The organism is Leucobacter tenebrionis, assembly GCF_019884725.1.
Taxonomy (GTDB): domain Bacteria; phylum Actinomycetota; class Actinomycetes; order Actinomycetales; family Microbacteriaceae; genus Leucobacter; species Leucobacter tenebrionis.
This window is the reverse complement of the sequence record NZ_CP082322.1, coordinates 2,600,818-2,617,434: the sequence shown is the minus strand read 5'-3', so window position 1 is coordinate 2,617,434 and position 16,617 is coordinate 2,600,818. Positions and strand designations below refer to the sequence as shown.

At 68.3% G+C, this 16,617-nt stretch carries 20 protein-coding genes and 2 pseudogenes; 16 read left to right on the top strand and 6 right to left on the bottom strand.

The genetic code is table 11. From position 1 onward, the window contains the following. Positions 1–88 precede the first annotated feature (88 nt). Genes KVY00_RS11990 through KVY00_RS11975 form a run of 4 tightly spaced genes read left to right on the top strand, consistent with a single transcriptional unit; the run spans position 89 to position 1,885 of the window. The gene (locus KVY00_RS11990) at positions 89–781 is read left to right on the top strand and encodes a DJ-1/PfpI family protein (RefSeq protein WP_067243793.1); all 693 of its coding nucleotides are present in this window, start codon (positions 89–91) and stop codon (positions 779–781) included. Between the two features lie 23 nt (positions 782–804). Next, positions 805–1,122 carry a hypothetical protein gene (locus KVY00_RS11985; RefSeq protein ID WP_067243746.1) on the top strand — a complete coding sequence of 106 codons (318 nt, stop codon included), beginning with the start codon at positions 805–807 and terminating at the stop codon, positions 1,120–1,122. Next, positions 1,119–1,604 (top strand): hypothetical protein, encoded by a 486-nt coding sequence (locus tag KVY00_RS11980; protein WP_067243745.1) that lies wholly within the window; start codon positions 1,119–1,121, stop codon positions 1,602–1,604. Before KVY00_RS11985 ends, KVY00_RS11980 begins: the two co-directional genes overlap by 4 nt. An 11-nt stretch (positions 1,605–1,615) precedes the next feature. Next, positions 1,616–1,885, top strand: a complete 270-nt coding sequence (locus KVY00_RS11975) for a hypothetical protein (RefSeq protein ID WP_231492954.1) — start codon at positions 1,616–1,618, stop codon at positions 1,883–1,885. 170 nt (positions 1,886–2,055) lie between these two features. Here the strand turns inward: KVY00_RS11975 and KVY00_RS11970 are convergent, their stop codons facing one another. Both KVY00_RS11970 and KVY00_RS11965 read right to left on the bottom strand, forming a co-directional pair. Beyond that, positions 2,056–3,273, bottom strand: a complete 1,218-nt coding sequence (locus KVY00_RS11970; RefSeq protein WP_255218100.1) for an SGNH/GDSL hydrolase family protein — start codon at positions 3,271–3,273, stop codon at positions 2,056–2,058. Continuing rightward, positions 3,194–3,802 (bottom strand): TetR/AcrR family transcriptional regulator, encoded by a 609-nt coding sequence (locus KVY00_RS11965; protein ID WP_084344388.1) that lies wholly within the window; start codon positions 3,800–3,802, stop codon positions 3,194–3,196. The genes KVY00_RS11970 and KVY00_RS11965 overlap by 80 nt, the downstream gene beginning before the upstream one ends. Positions 3,803–4,149: 347 nt before the next feature. Here KVY00_RS11965 and KVY00_RS11960 point away from each other — a divergent pair, with 347 nt between their 5' ends. The 11 genes from KVY00_RS11960 (at position 4,150) to KVY00_RS11910 (ending at position 13,614) form a co-directional block, all read left to right on the top strand. Continuing rightward, positions 4,150–5,202 (top strand): helix-turn-helix domain-containing protein, encoded by a 1,053-nt coding sequence (locus tag KVY00_RS11960; protein ID WP_223043142.1) that lies wholly within the window; start codon positions 4,150–4,152, stop codon positions 5,200–5,202. A gap of 256 nt (positions 5,203–5,458) precedes the next feature. Then, positions 5,459–6,538 (top strand): ArdC-like ssDNA-binding domain-containing protein, encoded by a 1,080-nt coding sequence (locus KVY00_RS11955; protein WP_067243742.1) that lies wholly within the window; start codon positions 5,459–5,461, stop codon positions 6,536–6,538. After that, a complete protein-coding gene (locus tag KVY00_RS11950) occupies positions 6,538–7,434 on the top strand; it encodes a bifunctional DNA primase/polymerase (RefSeq protein ID WP_067243740.1) in 897 nt (298 codons plus the stop codon). Before KVY00_RS11955 ends, KVY00_RS11950 begins: the two co-directional genes overlap by 1 nt. Next, positions 7,431–8,111, top strand: a complete 681-nt coding sequence (locus tag KVY00_RS11945; protein WP_174522513.1) for a DUF2637 domain-containing protein — start codon at positions 7,431–7,433, stop codon at positions 8,109–8,111. Before KVY00_RS11950 ends, KVY00_RS11945 begins: the two co-directional genes overlap by 4 nt. After that, positions 8,108–8,557, top strand: coding sequence for a hypothetical protein (locus tag KVY00_RS11940; protein WP_067243738.1), 450 nt, complete (start codon positions 8,108–8,110; stop codon positions 8,555–8,557). The genes KVY00_RS11945 and KVY00_RS11940 overlap by 4 nt, the downstream gene beginning before the upstream one ends. An 80-nt stretch (positions 8,558–8,637) precedes the next feature. Continuing rightward, positions 8,638–9,501, top strand: coding sequence for a serine/threonine-protein kinase (locus KVY00_RS11935; RefSeq protein WP_067243736.1), 864 nt, complete (start codon positions 8,638–8,640; stop codon positions 9,499–9,501). Beyond that, the gene (locus KVY00_RS11930; protein WP_067243733.1) at positions 9,498–10,577 is read left to right on the top strand and encodes a ParB N-terminal domain-containing protein; all 1,080 of its coding nucleotides are present in this window, start codon (positions 9,498–9,500) and stop codon (positions 10,575–10,577) included. The genes KVY00_RS11935 and KVY00_RS11930 overlap by 4 nt, the downstream gene beginning before the upstream one ends. Before the next feature lie 73 nt (positions 10,578–10,650). Beyond that, positions 10,651–11,349, top strand: a complete 699-nt coding sequence (locus tag KVY00_RS11925) for a hypothetical protein (RefSeq protein WP_067243786.1) — start codon at positions 10,651–10,653, stop codon at positions 11,347–11,349. A gap of 12 nt (positions 11,350–11,361) precedes the next feature. After that, positions 11,362–12,540 (top strand): M23 family metallopeptidase, encoded by a 1,179-nt coding sequence (locus KVY00_RS11920; protein WP_067243731.1) that lies wholly within the window; start codon positions 11,362–11,364, stop codon positions 12,538–12,540. Beyond that, positions 12,540–12,806, top strand: a complete 267-nt coding sequence (locus tag KVY00_RS11915) for a DUF6112 family protein (RefSeq protein ID WP_022883064.1) — start codon at positions 12,540–12,542, stop codon at positions 12,804–12,806. The genes KVY00_RS11920 and KVY00_RS11915 overlap by 1 nt, the downstream gene beginning before the upstream one ends. A 94-nt stretch (positions 12,807–12,900) precedes the next feature. Further along, positions 12,901–13,614: an amidase family protein gene (locus KVY00_RS11910; RefSeq protein ID WP_084344386.1), complete on the top strand. Its 714-nt coding sequence runs from the start codon at positions 12,901–12,903 to the stop codon at positions 13,612–13,614. Between the two features lie 22 nt (positions 13,615–13,636). Here the strand turns inward: KVY00_RS11910 and KVY00_RS11905 are convergent, their stop codons facing one another. After that, a complete protein-coding gene (locus tag KVY00_RS11905; protein WP_027479446.1) occupies positions 13,637–14,086 on the bottom strand; it encodes a MarR family winged helix-turn-helix transcriptional regulator in 450 nt (149 codons plus the stop codon). Positions 14,087–14,152: 66 nt separating this feature from the next. Between KVY00_RS11905 and KVY00_RS11900 the strand changes: the two genes are divergently transcribed. Continuing rightward, positions 14,153–14,527, top strand: coding sequence for a VOC family protein (locus KVY00_RS11900; RefSeq protein ID WP_067243721.1), 375 nt, complete (start codon positions 14,153–14,155; stop codon positions 14,525–14,527). Here KVY00_RS11900 and KVY00_RS11895 read toward each other — a convergent pair. From KVY00_RS11895 to KVY00_RS11890, 3 genes and pseudogenes are all read right to left on the bottom strand, one after another. Next, positions 14,505–15,137, bottom strand: a pseudogene (locus KVY00_RS11895) (MmyB family transcriptional regulator). The gene KVY00_RS11900 and the pseudogene KVY00_RS11895 sit on opposite strands and share 23 nt — an antisense overlap. A 46-nt stretch (positions 15,138–15,183) precedes the next feature. Then, entirely contained in the window at positions 15,184–15,399 is a 216-nt protein-coding gene (locus KVY00_RS15585; protein ID WP_245556858.1) for a helix-turn-helix domain-containing protein, read from the bottom strand. Between the two features lie 71 nt (positions 15,400–15,470). Further along, a pseudogene (locus tag KVY00_RS11890) lies at positions 15,471–16,335 on the bottom strand (IS5 family transposase). Positions 16,336–16,617: the final 282 nt, after the last annotated feature.

The following is a 16,617-nucleotide window of genomic DNA, read 5'->3' as shown; positions in this document are numbered from 1 at the left end:
CATCGGGCCGATTGTGCCCGATCGGAACAGGCCGGAGACTCGATAGCGTCGCCGCCGTTTCCGCCAACGCAAGGGAGTTCCCGTGTCGATGTCCGTGCAGATCGTGCTGTTCGACGGGTTTGATCCGCTCGATGTGATCGCGCCGTTCGAGGTGTTCGTCGCAGGCAGCGAGTACTTCCTCGACAACGCACTCGACATCACTCTGGTCAGCGCCGAAGGGGCGCGCGATGTCGTCTCCGGCTCGCAGGGCCTCAGGCTCCGCGCGACGGCGGCGCTCGATCCCCACCGGCCGGGGATCGTGCTCGTGCCCGGTGCATCCGGGCCGGTTGACGGCGACCCCGACGAGGGCGCCGAGACGATCCCGGTCCTTTTGGCACGGTTCGCGGCGACCGGGGCGATCCCGCTCATCGCCAACGCGATGCGCGACCCCGACGTCCTGGTCACGGCAGTGTGCGGCGGCTCGCTCGCGCTGGCGATGGGCGGACTCTGCGAGGGCCGCAACGTCGTCACCCACACCCTCGGAATGCCACTGCTGGAGGCGACCGGCGCGACAGCGGTCAACGCCCGCGTCGTCGACGACGGCGACCTCGTCACCGCCGGCGGCGTCACCTCCGGGCTCGACCTGGCCCTCTACCTCTTAGAACGGCACTTCGGACCCCGGATCGCCCACGCTGTCGAGGAACTCTTCGAGTACGAGCGACGCGGCACCGTCTGGCGCGCCGCCGGCAAGGCCCCTACCACGGTGCCCAAAGCCCCCCACGCCGTGAGCATCCGGACCTGAGAACGAAAGGAACACCAAAGCGAATGAACCCCATCTGCGGTGACTGGCGACTGAGGATGAAAACTCCCATCGGGACCATCGAAGCCAACTACCACTTCGAAGAACATGACGGTTCGGTCACCGGGACGGCGCACGGCGCGGGCGAAGCAGTCCCCCTGACCGACCTTGTGACCGAAGACACCCCGGATGGCCAGCACGCCACGTGGAGACAGCAGATCACCAAGCCCCTCCGGCTCAACCTCGAATACGACGTCACCATCACCGGCGACAGCCTCACCGGGGTATCCCGAGCCGGACGGTTGCCGCAAACCCACGTCACCGGAGAGCGGGTCACCCGATGAACGCCTTCCTGCTGTCTGTCCACGTCCTCGCCGCAATCCTCACCATCGGGCCCGTCGCGATCGCCGCGAGCATGTTCCCCCGGTTCGCCCGGCTCGCGCTGGCATCCCCGGACGATCCCCGAAAGGCCGCGGTGGCACGCATCCTGCACCGCGTCACCCGCGTCTACAGCGTGATCGCCGTCCTGGTGCCCGTGTTCGGGCTGGCCACAGCGGCGAGCATCGGCGTCCTCGGCGACGCGTGGCTGATCGCGTCGATGATCCTCACCGCGATCGCCGCGGTCCTGCTCATCGCCTTCATCCTGCCCAGACAGTCACACCTCGTCCGCGCTCTCGACCCCGACGCAGCCGATCCGGCCCAGCCCTCGCTCGACCGGATCCCGGGGAGCCTAAGCATGGTCACCGGGATCTTCAACGTGGTGTGGGCCATCGTCGTCGTCCTCATGATCTACCGGCCGGGATCGACCACGGGCGTCGGGCTATGAGTCCCCGCCGCATGCTCCAGATCGCGGGGACGGCCGAACTGGTCACCCTCATCCTCATGCTCGCCAACATGCTCACCGTGCATGCACCCGCGATCTCGCAGATTCTCGGGCCGCTGCACGGCCTGGCGTACATGGCCACCGTCATCACCGCGATCCTCGTCCGCGGTGACCGACACATCGTCTGGGTGCTCTCCCTCATCCCCGGCATCGGCGGACTCCTCGCCGCCCGCTCCGCCTCCCCCCAGCAACTCGATCGGCACATCCTCGACGAGGACGTGTAGCTCGGCCTGCGCCGGGGGCGGGATCAGCCGGTCGACGGCATGGTCACGACGGGCGCGCGCCGAACGAGAGGCATCAGACGGCCGCGACGCACCAGTCAGCTCGCCGAATCCTCTACGAAGGCTGGGGATCTGGCTCGCTCAACGCAACGATCAGATCAACGCAGTCACTGTCACTTTGTGGTGGGGATCGCCCCCTCAACGCCGAAAACCTCCTCGGCGAACCTCTCCCCGAGAAGCCGGTGGGTGGCCGCATCAGGGTGGAGGTCGTCTGGGAGTGGATGTGACTGTGCATCGCTCGCCCCGTAGAGGGCCATTCCGTCGAGTTGGAAAAGGTTCGGGTCGGACGCGGAACGGTCGTGAACTACCCGGTCGATGTCAGCGCGGATCGTGGCGAGATCAAGCTTTCCACTTCGGACCTCCGCTGGGTCGCCGGCAGCGACGAATCTCGTCTCTCCCCGGGAGAGCGCGTCAGGGTCGAACGCTCCGGGCCCGGGTGTGTGTTCGAAGATCGGGCTCCACAGCGGGGTGACCAGCAGCAAAGGCGTGTCGGGGTGACCGTCCCGGATCACGTCGAGGAAGCCATGGAGTGCCGGGGCGAAAGCGCGACGGCGCATGAGATCCGCGTTGACGATGTTGATCCCCACTTTCACGGAGATCAAGTCGGCGGGCAGATCCCGTATCGTTCGTGCGACGAACGGGTCCAGTAGGGCACTGCCACCGAAGCCCAGGTTCGTGAGTTCTACGCCTCCGAGACGCGCGGCAACCGCCGTCCAGATGGTGGCCGCGCTGGCTGCGTTAGATCCCTGGCTGATCGAGGACCCGTAATGAACCCATGTTGGAGCTGGCCGGTGCGCCGGAGCGAGCGGCTCGTCTGCGTCAATGGAGATCAGTTCGACTGACTCCGAATACGGCAGCCATATCTCGACCAGACGTTCCACGCCACCGGACACGCCGAGCTCAAAGGTCAGCTCTTCCGGCTCGGCCTCTGAGCGGGTGATCTCGCCAGTGGTGAGGTCACGAAGGATCTGAACCGCGCTCGAAAGCGAGGCCGAGGCGACGAGTTCCCCGTCGACGAGTACATCGAACACGCCCGGCGCACGCAGCGGAACGCCGACGTAACCGAACCGCTCAGCGCGAGCCACAAGAGTCACGCGTGTTGCGGCAGATCGAAAAGCGACTCGAACTCCCGCGGGCTGCGCTTCGGCTAGCTCGAGCTGCGCATCTGCTTGACGCCGAGCCCACGCAGGTAGGCGATGCGGTCGAACGCCAGTTTCGGTGCGCTCGATCTCGACAGCACCACGAACAAGTTCAGCTGTGATCTCCACTAGATCCTCCTTCACGTTCATCTCGATGCGTTGGCCAATGACTGAGCAGTTGATGTAGCGCATCGATACAGCGTTGCCAGCTGACCTCAGGGTCGGGCTGTGAGTGTGCGAACCCACCCGAACGCTGCAGTTCGATGTAGCCGTGGATGGTTGCACCGATGAACCGGACGGCATGCACCTGCTCTTCCTCCGGAACCTCGTATCCCCTCAACACCGCCCCAGTCAGCTGCACATGCCGCGGGCCATCACTCGAGTGCGCAGTGGGCGAATCCAACCGCAGGCGCGCAGCCTCATACCGCCCAGGATGATCTGCCGCGTACGACCGGTACGTAGCCGCCAACGCCGTCAACGCGTCACGCCCCGACCGACCTGACAGCGCCGCGGACAAGCGATCGGAAAGCTCAGAAAGCGCCCGAAGCGCCATGCGAGTCCGCAGATCCCGCAAACTGCGAACGTGCGTGTACAGGCTCGCTGCCTGCACCCCGGCACGCCGAGCAAGAGCAGACATCGTGACCCGTTCCACCCCCTGTTCATCCGCGAGACGACACGCATCCTCTACGAGACGCTCCGTCGTGAGCCGCGCACGATTCACTTCATCACCTTCCCTTATTAGGATTTACCCTAACATGTTTAGGATTCTGGTTGACATCGATGTGACGAACTGTGGCTCTCGCCATCATCCGATGAACCGCATCACCGCCTACAGCACCCAGAACACGGGAGGTTTGACCTGCTCCTGTCGGGTGATCTTGCGTCGGCGTGTGGACGTTCACGCGTCGCTCACTACGACGTTACGTAGCGTCACATCTCGTGTCGGGCCTCTCTCGTGCTCGCCGCCCCGTAGAACGGCTTCGGAGCGCAGGCGACACTCCCGCGAGGTTCCCCTGCGCCTCCTGCATGAAGAACCCGCGATTGCGCCGCGCCCGAGAAGCACAAGAGGTGGACACGGCTCAACTCAGAGAGGAGAAGATCACGGCGGAATCTCACGATCCTGTCCGAAGCGCCATGGCGCCGTACTCAGCGCAAGTGTGTTCGACGCAGGCCGCTCCGCTGGAAAGCGCAGCCCTGCACAGCGGCTTGCCGATGCGGATAGCCGCCGTTGAGATGGTGCGGCGGTTGCCGACAGCGCGTGCGGTATTCCCGTTCGCGAAGATCGTCAATGTCGTCGATGGCGTCTGCGAGATCCGGACGAGGGAACGGAACGTGATCTTGCCGACGGGTTCTGCGGTCGCGGTCGGGGCTGGCAGGTGGTGTCAGTTGGTCCCGAAGCCTGAGGTGCGGGCCTGGACGGTGTACGCCGACGATGAACTGTGGCGAAGGCAGATGGAATGCTTTCTGCCGATCAAGCAGCGCCTCGTTCCTGGTCTTCATCCTGATGATTGGGATGGCGCGCCGCTCGTGCTGCATGTTGGGAAAGAGCGCTTACACGCACTGGAGCCGATCTGGCGGCAGCTCAGCTTGCTCGACACGAATCGTCAGCCGTTGGAGTTGGTGACCGCCCGCACGATCGAGTTCGTCGCGCGGTGGGTTGCCGAGGTCGTGCCTGTCTTCCTCGCCCCGGACGCCCGATCAGAAGGTCTCGTGGATGCGTGGCACCCTGTGGATGGTCGCCTGACCGACCCAGTGCTGGTCGGGCATATCGGGAAAGCAGTTCACGTGCTGCGCGCCAGGCTCGCCGAGCCGTGGACGGTGTCGTCGCTGGCGCGGGAGGTCGCACTGTCTCGCACACATCTGACTCGTTTGTTCGCCCGGTACGCGGGCGCACCGCCGATGCGATTTCTCACGGAGGTTCGCGTCACTGAGTTCACTCGGCTTATCGAAGAGACCGACATGTCGCTCGCTTGCGCGTCTCAAGCGGTGGGTTGGAGTGATCCACGGGTAGCCTCGCGATGGTTCCGTCAACGATTCGGCGTTACCCCGTCGCAGTACCGGACTGCCCTGTCCATGCACGTCGAGAGCAGCGCCGCGTCGTTGAACTCGGCAGTCGGCTGACCGCACGTCTCAAGAAACTCGCCAGAACGACCGCGTTCTGCGTGACGCGAACCCTCCTCCCTCCCGGGGTCTCCCGCGTGTCCGCCGAGCAGCGTTAGGACGGGACAGACACGTCGGTTTCAGTGTGGATTCTGGCGGTCGCGCTGCCTGGCCGTCGTCCGCCTGGTCCTTCTGCGTTCCCTGGCGCACCTGATGTTCACGACGGGTCGTCTTGTCCGGCTGGTGACCCGTTGCCGGGAGGAGGTCTGTGGTGGCAATGAACGAGGAGGAGCGGGCTGCGCGGGATGCGAAGCTCGAAGAACTCCATGAGCGGTTGACCGCGGCCGTCGACCTGCTTGTGTCGGGTGAGGACTGGAAGCGTGCGCTGGAGTTCGCTGCCCGGTTCCGGGCGCGGTCGTTCCGCAACACGCTGCTGATCTTCGCTCAGCATCTCGATGCCTACGAGCAGGGCCGGGTCGCTTCCCCGGAGCCGTCGTATGTCGCCGGTTACAAGCAGTGGCAGACGCTGGGGCGTCAGGTGGAGCGGGGTCAGGCGGGGTATGTGATCTTCGCGCCGGTGACGGCCCGGTTCGCGTCGAGCAATCCGGCTGATTCTGAGTCGTGGCGGCGGCTGGGGCGGTTCGAGAAGCCGAAGCCCGGCGAGGTGGTGCGTTCCCGGATGGTCGGCGCGAGGCCCGCCTACGTGTGGGATGTGTCGCAGACCAGCGGTGATCCCGTGCCCGAGCGCCCTGCCCCGACGCTCCTGGAAGGCGAGGCGCCCGACGGGCTGTGGGCTGGGCTTGCCTCCTTGGTGGAGGCCGAAGGGTTCACGGTGGTGCGCGTCGCGGATGAGCGGGAGATTCGTGGCGCGAACGGCGTCACGGACTACGCGAACCGCACGGTGGCGGTGCGGATGAACATGGATGAGGCCGCGCAGGTGAAGACCCTGGCGCACGAGCTGGCGCATGTGAAGCTGCACGGTCCGGACAACCCGGATGCGACGGGGCATCGCGGGATCGGTGAGGTCGAGGCCGAGTCGGTGGCGTTGATGATCGGTGCCGCGCACAGCATGGATACCACCGCCTACACGATCCCGTATGTCTCCGGGTGGGCGGGCACGGTGAAAGACAAGGAGCCGGGCGAGGTCGTGCAGGCCACCGGTGAACGCGTCCGCAAGACCGCCGGGGCGATCCTCGATGCCCTCGACACCGTCCAGGTCGGCACCGGAGATCCGCCCGGTCTGACCCGTGAGTCCGCGGCGCCGTCGCGAGGGGCCGGGGCGGAGCGGGCAGTTCCGGCACTGGTCGAGCCAGCGCCTTCCTCGCGTGCGGCGGAGGCCGTGGTGAGGGGGCTGTGATGAGCGTCGCCAGCGTTCTCGCTTCCCTCAGCGGGCTCCCGCTTCCGCAAGCCTCCGCGCGGCTCGCGGCGGCGGGTGTGCCGGTGTTTCCGTGCGTGCCTAGTGAGAAGCGTCCGCTGACCCGGCATGGCTTCCATGAGGCGAGCGTTGATCTGGCGCAGGTGGAGGCGTGGTGGCGCCGGTGGCCGGCCGCGAACATCGGCGTCCCCACCGGCGCCCCATCCGGGGTCGATGTCGTGGACGTGGACCGCAAGCCGGACGGGAACGGGTTCGATGCCTTCGGTCGTGCCCGCCGGGCGGGGCTCGTGGAGGGGTGGGTGGCGGTGGTGCGCACGCCGTCCGGTGGCGCGCACTTCTACTACCCGGCCGACCCCGGCCGGCCGCAGCCGTCATGGCAGGCGGCCGCGGCACGTGTCGACTTCCGCGGCACCGGCGGGTACGTCATCGTCCCGCCCTCCGCCGTCACGACCGACCACGGCCGGGCTGGGTACTCGCTCACGGGGAGTAGTGACCGGGAGCCGCGCCCGGTGGATGCGGCGGCGCTGCGGGATTTCCTCGATCCGCGTCCCGAGCCCGTCGTGCATCGGGCGCGGGGCCCTGTTCGTTCGGAGGACGCGAAGCGGCTGGCCGACTGGGTGGGCATGCGCGCGGAGGGCGAACGCAACCGTGGCCTGTTCTGGGCCTCCTGCCGCCTGGCCGAGGCGGGTCTGTCGCTGCCGGAGATGGTCGATGCGCTCGCCCCGGCGGGTGAGCGGGTCGGGTTGCCGCCGCGGGAGGTCGTCACGACGATCCGCTCCGCCTACCGCGCCACCCACGTCCAACCCGCACCATCCAGCGCGGTACGGGACGATGACCTGCGGCGCGTGCCGCGTCTTGCAGGGCAGGTGCTCTCATGAACCCGCAGGCGCAGGCACCTGTGCGGTCGCGGGGTGGCCGGGTCGCGGTGGCGACGGCGGTCGCCGGGACGGTGTTCATCGCCGCAGGTGCGTTCTGGCTCTCCTTCACCGCTCTGGCGGACCTTGCCCGGCGTTCCGGGATCGAGGCGGGGCAGACGTGGGCGTGGCCGCTGATCGTGGACGGGATCATCGTCGTCGCAACCGTCGCTGTCGTCGCGCTCGCCCGGCAACGGTCGGCTTGGTATCCGTGGGTGCTGCTCGCTGCGGGCGCGCTGGTGTCGGTGACGGCGAATGCGATCCATGCCGTCGTCGCCGCTGACGCCGATGTGCCGGGCGTGCTGGCGGCGTCGGTGGCGGCGGTGCCGCCGCTGGTGCTGCTGGCGATCACGCACCTCACCGTCATCCTCACCCGCCCGGCTTCCGAGCCCGTCCCGCCGCCCCTCGCTGACGAGGAGACGACCCCGGCGGGCGGTCTGCCCGAGTCACAGGCGGTCATCCTCACTCCGGCGCCGGAGCGGACGCCGATGCGGGAGGTGGCGGTGCGGTTGCGGGATGCGGAGGGCTGGTCGAACAAGGCGATCGCCCGGCATCTGGGTGTGCACCCCTCCACTGTGGGCCGCTGGTTCGCGCGGCCCGAACTGACTGCGACCGCTGACAGCGATGAGGAGAAGCCATGAACGACGACCGGAACACGAACATCGAGCCCACCGTGACGGCCGTGCGCGAGCGGGACGAGCGCGAGGGTGGCCACGTCGATGAGACGCCGCACGAGGGCGAGACGTCCGCGCTGGCCCGGCACCGCGACCCGTCACTGACCAAGGACTCGACGGCGAAGGACGCGGCGAAGAAGGAGCTGCCGGGGGCGGAGTGGGTGCGGCCGACTGACCTCATGGCGTCGCGCTCGGCGCGGATGGCGGGTCGGGGCATTGACTTCCAGGCCGAGCTCGCGCGTCGCGCCCGCAGGGTGCCGGGCCAGGCGTACCGGGCGGCGAGGACCGGGGCGCGGTCGGGTGCGCGGTTCGTGAGCGAGCGTGCGCGGAAGTTGCCTCCGGTGACCGCGTTCGGCCGCGGTGGCGGGGAGCGGTTCTCGTGGGTGTCGCGCTCCGGGATCGGGCTCGGGTAGCCGCCATGCACGCCGCCGGCCGATCCGTGAGCATGCCTGCTGGGGAGCATGTGCGCACCTGCCTGTCAGGAGGTGCCCTGATGCAGACTGCAACAGCCCGCGACCGGCGGGAACGTTTCGAGGACTCCGAGGCGCTGCGCGCCCTGCTGAACCGGCTCCACGAGGCCGGGCGCGGGGCGTGGCAGCGTGACCCGGAGGCGGCGGCGCTGATGGAGCACGCCGCGAACAAGTACGCCGCCCTCGCCCGCAAGCACGGCCTCGACCCGTGGGAGGCTGCATCGGCCGCGTTCGAGGCGATGCGGGGCGCGGCGACGCGCCGGGCTGAGGACCCGTGGGCGGTAGTGACGCGGGCGGTGCAGGTGACCTGCACCGCCGAGGAGCGCGGCAACGGGCTGCTGTGCTCCGTGCACCAGGCCCGTCGCCCGAAGTACTCGGTGTTCCACGATGCGGAGCGGTTCAGTGACCGGGAGAATCCGCTTCCCGACTACCACCCGGCGTTCTGCTTCGACCCGTTCACCGACCCCGACGATGATCAGGATGACGAGCGTCCGGTGCGGGAACGGGCGATGAACGTCACCGCCGCGATCGAGGAGACGATCGCATTCCTGACCTGGGTCGGCTGGGAACCCTCGACAGCCCGGGCCGCGGTCGAATACATCACCACGCGGCTCGCGGAGTCGGTGTCGCGGGCGTCGGCGTTCGAGGTGCTGCGCCGCGACCGGCAGGCCCGAGCACTCCTGGACCTTCCGGGTGCGTCGTGGACGGCGCTGCTGCGGATCGTGCTCGGCACCCCCGACCCGACCCTCGCACACACCAACGCCGGGCGCGGGATGCTCGTGCGGCTCCTGATCGGCCAGCCCCTGCGCGCCCTCCTCACCGACGACGACCTCGTGATCGCGGCCGGGCTCGCCGCCCCACTCCTGACAGGGGGCGAGGAGTCATGAGCACGGTGCCGGCGGGACACATCGAACTGGAGCGCGCGGTCGACTCCATCATCGTCGGCCGCCGGCACCGGCACGACCACGGCGACCTCGCGCCCTTGGTGGAGTCGATCCGCCGCAACGGGCTGCTCCAGCCCATCACGATCACCCTCGACGGCCACCTGATCTGCGGGGCGCGGCGCCTGGCGGCGTTGAAACTGCTCGGTATCAAGACCGTCAACGTCTGGGTCAGGTCCGGGATCTCCGACCGGCTCGGGGAACTCCTCGCCGAACAAGACGAGAACGTCCTGCACAAGCCGCTCACCCAGCTCGAAGCCGCCGCCCTCTACCGCGAACTCAAGACCCTGCTCGCCGAAGACGCCGCCCGCCGCCAGGAGGCCACACGGTTCCAGACGACCGCGGACGACGCAGAAGACGGTGGTGCCAATTTGGCACCACCGCAGTTCGAGCAGGGCAAGGCTCGCGCTCAGGCTGCGCGGATGGTGACTGGCCGTGCCTCCTATACGACGTTGGAGCGCATCGGCCGGTTGCAGGACCTGGCCGCGGACGAGTCGCAGCCGGAACCGGTACGGGCGCGCGCGGCGGCGGAGGTCGAGCGGATCAAGGCAGGCGGGAGCGTCTATCCCTCGCACCTGCGCGTGAATGCCGAACTGTCGCTGGCGGAGCTCGACCAGCTCGCCGCGGACCCCGCCCAGCCTGTCGAGGTGCGTGAACAGGCACGGGTCGAAGCAGACACGGTGCGGGCGGCGGAGCAGGAGGCGAGGGCGGCGGAGCTGGAGCAGCTCGCGCAGGCCGCGCTCGCCCGCGTGAAGGCGGCTAAGGCCGCCGGGAAGAAGAAGCCGGCACGGCCCGCGCTGACGGCGGTGAACACCGGGGAGCCGGTGCCGTTCCCGCTGACCGCGTTCCTGGCCATCTGGGACGACATGGCCGGATGGTGGACCCACTACGATCCCGCCGACGTCGGCCCAGCTCTCACCGCTGAACAGTGGGCACGGTTCGAGGAGACCATCGCCGGGACCATCGCGTTCGCCAACGCCGCACGCGCGGCACGGCAGGACCGGGCCGCGCACATCGCCTGAACCCGGTGACGGGTCGCGCACCTTCCTGGCAACCACGCATCCGTTGTTGCCGTCCGGGAAGGACCCCGTGATCATGGACCCCGCCACGTCTGATGACCGTCGCCGTCGTCGCCTGCTGATCGCCGCCACCGCTGGCGGCCTCGCTCTGCTCTTGCTCGTCGGAGTCGGCATCTACGGGCTCGTCCGTGGCCCCGCCGCCCCGTCGGACCCGGCGCGGAGCGAGCGGCCTTCCACCACCGCGCCCGTGACACCGGCCCCGACCTCGGGCGCAGAGCTGGAGCCTGTGGACCAGCACCTTGGGCCGGAAGCGTTCGCCCGAGCAGTTGCAGAGGCACTGTTCACTTGGGACACCACGACCGGGCTTACGCCGTCGGACTATGCGCAGGTGCTCGCGGATGCCGCGCACGGCAGCGAGGCCGACGCCTTCGTCGGTGATGTCCGCGCCTACCTGCCGACGAACGATACGTGGGCGCAGCTGCGCACCTACGCGACTCGCCAGTGGCTGACCATCGACGACGTGTTCGTCCCCGAGGCGTGGGAGACCGCCGTCGAGCAGGCCGCCCCCAGCCAGATACCCGACGGGGCGGTCGCGTACACCATCTCGGGGACACGGCACCGGGACGGCATCTGGGGCACCGATCCGGTCGAAGCGTCCCGCCCGGTCTCCTTCACCGTGTTCCTCGTCTGCACCCCGCCCACGCCCGGTCGCGGCACCGGGTCCGGGTTGTGTGAGGTGCTGCGGCTCTCACAGCTCGACAACCCTCTCCGCTGAGCCGAGTCCGTGATGAAGAAGCTCGCGCTCCTCGCCCTCACCTTGCTGCTTCTGGGGCCGTCCACGATCCTGCTGGGCGTCGCCACGCTCGGCGGCACCTCTGCGACCGCCGCCGTCTGCGCGCCCGGCTCACTCGCGGTCGGCCCGATCCCGGACTCACTGACCGCGACAACCCGTAACGGGGAGACGGTCACGCTGAACCGGCAACAGCTCACCCACGCCGCGACGATCATCACCGTCGGAGGGCAGACAGCCGGCGTCGGCCGCGATGGGGTGCGGGTCGCGCTCATGGCTGCGCTGACCGAGTCGACCCTGCGAATGCTCGCCAACACCAGCGCCTATCCCGAGTCGGCGGAGTACCCCAACGACGGCGACGGTTCGGATCACGACTCGCTCGGGCTGTTCCAGATGCGCCCGGTCAGCGGATGGGGCACCGTCGCAGAGCTCATGGACCCCACCTACCAGGCGCGAGCGTTCTACGGCGGGGAGTCCGGCCCGAACTACCCGTCGCCGCGGGGCCTGCTCGACATCTCCGGCTGGCAGCAGATGGATCCCGGCGAGGCCGCCCAAGCCGTCGAGGTCAGCGCCTACCCCGACCGGTATCAGAACTACCAGCCGGTCGCCGAGGCGATCCTCGCTGCCCTCACTCGGCCCGCTCCTTCCGGCGACGGTGGCGGGGACGAGACGCCCGTCGTGCCCGAGACGACGCGCATCGTGTTTCCGCTCCCGGAAGGCACCTGGGTTCGGACGAGCCCGTTCGGGTGGCGAAACGACCCGATCACCGGCGAACGCCGCTTCCACGCAGGCTCCGACTTCGCCGCCGCGGACGGCACTCCGATCTACGCCGTCGCAGATGGCGTCGTGGTGCGAGCGAATTACACCGACGCAGGCGGCGGAGTCATCGTCATCGAGCACACCGTCGGCGGGCAGCGGGTCGCATCCATGTACATCCACATGTGGTCTCACGGCATCCACGTCGCAGAAGGCGACACCGTGACCGCGGGCCAGCACATCGGAGACGTCGGCTCCTCCGGCCACTCCACCGGCCCTCACCTCCACCTGCAAATCCACCCCGGCGGCGCAAACGCCGGCGCGGTGGACTCCGACGCCTGGCTCACCGACCACGGCGCCGAAGGCATCACCGGCGGCGACACCACACCCGCTCTCTGCACGGCAGGAGGGGGTGCGTGATGGACGTGTTCCCCGACTTCGGCAGCGTCGGCGGCACAGCCAGCCTCCGCGAGATCGTCGGCGCGCTGCTCATGTTCGTTCTCGTCACCGCCGTGCTCATGCTCATCGTCTGCGCCATCACCTGGGCGATCGCCTCCTCCAACGGCAACTACCAGGCAGCGACCAAGGCCCGCGCCGGCCTGCTCGTCTCGGTCGGTGCCGCGGCCCTCGCCGGCGCCGGGGTCGCGTGGCTCAACTTCCTGCTGGACGTCGGCACCCAGCTCTAGGTAATGACCGCCGGCCCAGAAACACCGTTCATCGGACAGACCCGGTTTCTCCCCCGGAGAGTGGAATCCGTCACCCGGACCGCGCGCGTTCAGCGTGCCTCTCACGATCGGGCTGCTCCTGGAAGCTCCGGGAGGCACGGCGGTCGATGACGATTACGTGCAGGCCACGTCGGATGCCGCTGAGGTGCTGTCTGCAATAGGGCATCGTGTCGTGCGTGTGCGGCCCACCGAAGAGGTCAGGAGGGTCGGCTCCGTCTTCGGCGCGATCGCCGGGGCACATCTGGCCAGGCTCCTGAGCGATGGAGAAGACCTCGATCCGGACGTGCTCGAACCGGTGACTGCAGAGGTCGTGCGGGCGGGGCGGAGCATGACAGCCGTCGAACTCCTGCGTGTCCTGACGGAACTGCACGCTCTCAGCTACGCCTTCGCCGATCACTTCTCGGGCGTCGACGTCGTCCTGTCCCCCACGACAGCTCAGCCTCCGCCGCTCATCGGGACGATGAGCACGGACCGCCCCGCAGCGGTGCACTTCGCAGAGCTCTTCTCGGTCTCTCCGTTCGCTGGCATCTTCAACGTCACCGGGGGTGCCGCTCTCTCCGTCCCGTGGGGCCTCGATCAGCGTGGTCTGCCTGTGGGAATCCACCTCGGCGCCGCCATCGGTGACGACGAGCTCATACTCACGCTGGGGGAACAGTTGGAGAACGCTCGCCCCGATCTGACGCGACTGCATCCGCCGGATGCTTGTGGGCCCGGGAATGGGCGACTCCAAACAACACAGGACAGGCCGGCAGACAGAGCCGGCAAGTAGCCCGCCATCGACGCCGAGAAGGTCACCGCGATGACTCTCTGGCAAGTGCATCCCGACATGCGCTGAGCAGTGCGTGGAGCTCGTTGCGCTGCTCCTGCCCGAGGTGCTCGGTCATGGCGCCGACGACGTCCGACACCGCGTTGTCGGCGCGTGCCAGGATTTCGGTTGCCGCGTGAGTGAGCATGGCTCCGCGTTCACGACGCGGGCCGGGCTCGGGGGCCCGCTCAACGAGGCCGTGCCTCTCCAACCCTTGAACGAGCACGTTCATCGACTGGCGCGACACGAAGGTGCGCCGAGCCAGCTCTGATCCGGTGATGCCGGGCTCTTCGTGCAGGTTCCGCAGGCAGGCGTACTGAGAGACGCTGAGCCCGAGTGGACGCAGCACCTCATCCATCCGCTGGTTCAAGACAGCCTGGGTCTCCTTGATCAGCACGCCCAGCTGATCCGGAGACACGTATCCTCCCGACTTCATGTCAACAGTTTGACACACACTCCAGTCAGTGTCAGCATGTTGACACCCCGATGATTGGAGAAACTCATGAACAGCACGACCAGCGGCCCGGACTTCGTCTCGTTTCAGGTGCGCGATCTCGAGGCCTCCGCAGCGTTCTACGAGCACACCGTGGGCATGGTGCGGCTGCCTGCGCCGAACCCGGACGCCGCGGTGTTCTCGGCAGGGGACGCGACCTTCGCAGTGCGCGTCCCATTGCCTGGTGTCGACCTCGACGCCATCCCTCAACCGGGCGCCGGCATCGGCGTCTGGTTTCGCAACGAGGACGCGGCTGGCCTCCACGAGCGCCTGAGCACCCAGGGCGTGGTGATCGTGCAGGAGCCACTCGAAGGACCGTTCGGCACGCAGTTCTCCTTCCGAGACCCCGACGGCTACATCGTCACGGTGCACTCGAAGGGCTGATCCGCCGGTCGGCGCCGGCCGGCGCGCTCGCGGTCGGCGCCGACGCGAGAAGCCGCAGCGCGTGCTCCGACGGGCTTACCGTCTCAGCGCGGTAGACGAACACCGTCTGTTCGGGGTCGTCGCCGGGCGTGAGCGCCTGATAGGTGATGGTGAGCTCGCCGACGAGCGGATGGCGGTAACTCTTGGTGCCGGCGCTGCGTCGGTGGACGCGGTTGCGCGCCCAGAGGCGTCAGAAGTCGGGGCTGTGGATCGCCAGCTCGCCGACCAGGCGGCCGAGCGCCGGATCATCGGGGTGGTCCCCGGCGTCCATGCGCAGCATCGCGGCGGTATCGGCCGCGACCTGTCCCCCGTCGGCGTACAGGTCTCGTGCATGCGGGTCAAGGAAGACGAACCTGGCCTGGTTGCGCTCGGACACGGGCATGCCCTCGAAGTCCGCGATGAGCAGGCCGGCGAGGCGGTTGTGCGCCAGAACGTCCAGGCGTCGGCCGAGGACGAAGGCCGGTCGCAACGAGGCCTCGAACACGTCCAGGAGCGCCCGTGTCTCCGGATGCAGCCGCTGCGGTTTGTCCGAGCGCGGACGGGCTGGCCGCTGCCTGGCGATGGCGTGCATATGCATGCGCTCGGCGTCGTCGAGCTGAAGCGCTCCGGCGATCGCGTCAAGGACCCTCTGGTGATGCGCTCTTGCTGCGCCCCTGTTCCAGGCGGGTGTAATAGTCGACGCTCACGCCGGCCAGCATCGCGAGCTCCTCCCGCCGCAGCCCCTCCACCCGGCGACGCCCGGCAGCATCGGAGATCCCAGCACGCTCGGGTGTCAGACGACCCCGTGCTGCGCGAAGGAAGTCCGCCAGTCGGGGTTCCGGGTGCTCGGGCATGTCTCCAGTTTCCCAGGTGTCACGGCGGCATGACGACGCGAAGGGTGCCCAATCTGTCCTAGGCCGTGTTGCTAAATCCATTGCAGAGCGGCGGAGAGGCAGATCCCTGCCGCGTATGACCGGGCGGTCTTGTCGTAGCGGGAAGCGAGTCCGCGCCACTGCTTCACGAAGCTGAAGCACCGCTCGACGACGTTGCGGCCCTTGTAGCGCTCCCGTTGGTCATCGCCGAAGTCGATCGGACGGCCCGGCCGCTTGCGACGGTGCGCGATCTGGTCGTCGCGTTCGGGGATCGTGGCCTTGACGCCGCGCTCGCGCAGCCAGGCCCGGTTCTTCTTCGACGGGTAGCCCTTGTCCGCGAGCACCCGGTCCGGTCTCGTGCGCGCGGGCCCTCGGCCGGGGATGTGGATCTCGTCCAGCACGCAGGTGAACATGCTCGTGTCTGCGACCTGCCCGCCAGTGAGGACGAACGCCAGCGCCCAGGCCTTCCCGTCGCAGACGAGATGGATCTTCGTCGTCAAACCACCCCGTGACCGGCCGATCGCGTGGTCAGAAGGCTCTGGCCCGGACTTCTTGTAGTTCGACGGATCCCCCTGTGCCCCGGGGCAAGGTCGCGCCATGCTGATGGACACGCGCGATCGAGGAATCCACCGACACGACCCAGTCGATCTCGCCAGCGAGCGACGCCCGCTTCTGCACGTGGGTGAGCAGGTCCTCCCAGACGCCGTCGCTCGCCCACCGGCGGAAGTTCTTGTAGATCGTGTTCCAGCTCCCGAACCGATCGGGGAGGTCTCGCCACGCCGATCCCGTGCGGAACCGCCACGCGGTCGCCTCGACCACTGTGCGCCGATCCACCGGAGGACGGCCCCGTGTCCTCGCCGGCGGGAACACGTCCCGGATCAGCTCCCAGACCTCGTCCGTGATGACATCTCGCGACACGACTCAAGAATCACCCGAAGGCTCCACACCCACATTTAGCAACACGGCCTAGGCCGTGTTGCTAACGCTGCTGATGAACCAGTGTAGTGTCGCGGCGAGACAGAGGCCGGCGTGGCAGTTGCGGGCGGTCTTGTCTGATCGCAGACCAGGTGATTCTTCGTCGTCAGCCCGCCACGGGAGCGGCCGATCGCGTGATCAGGCGGCTCGTCACGAACTTCTTGCAGTTCGACAGACACCCCGGCGATGCGCGGCAGCGTCGCACCGTGCTGATGCACGCGCACG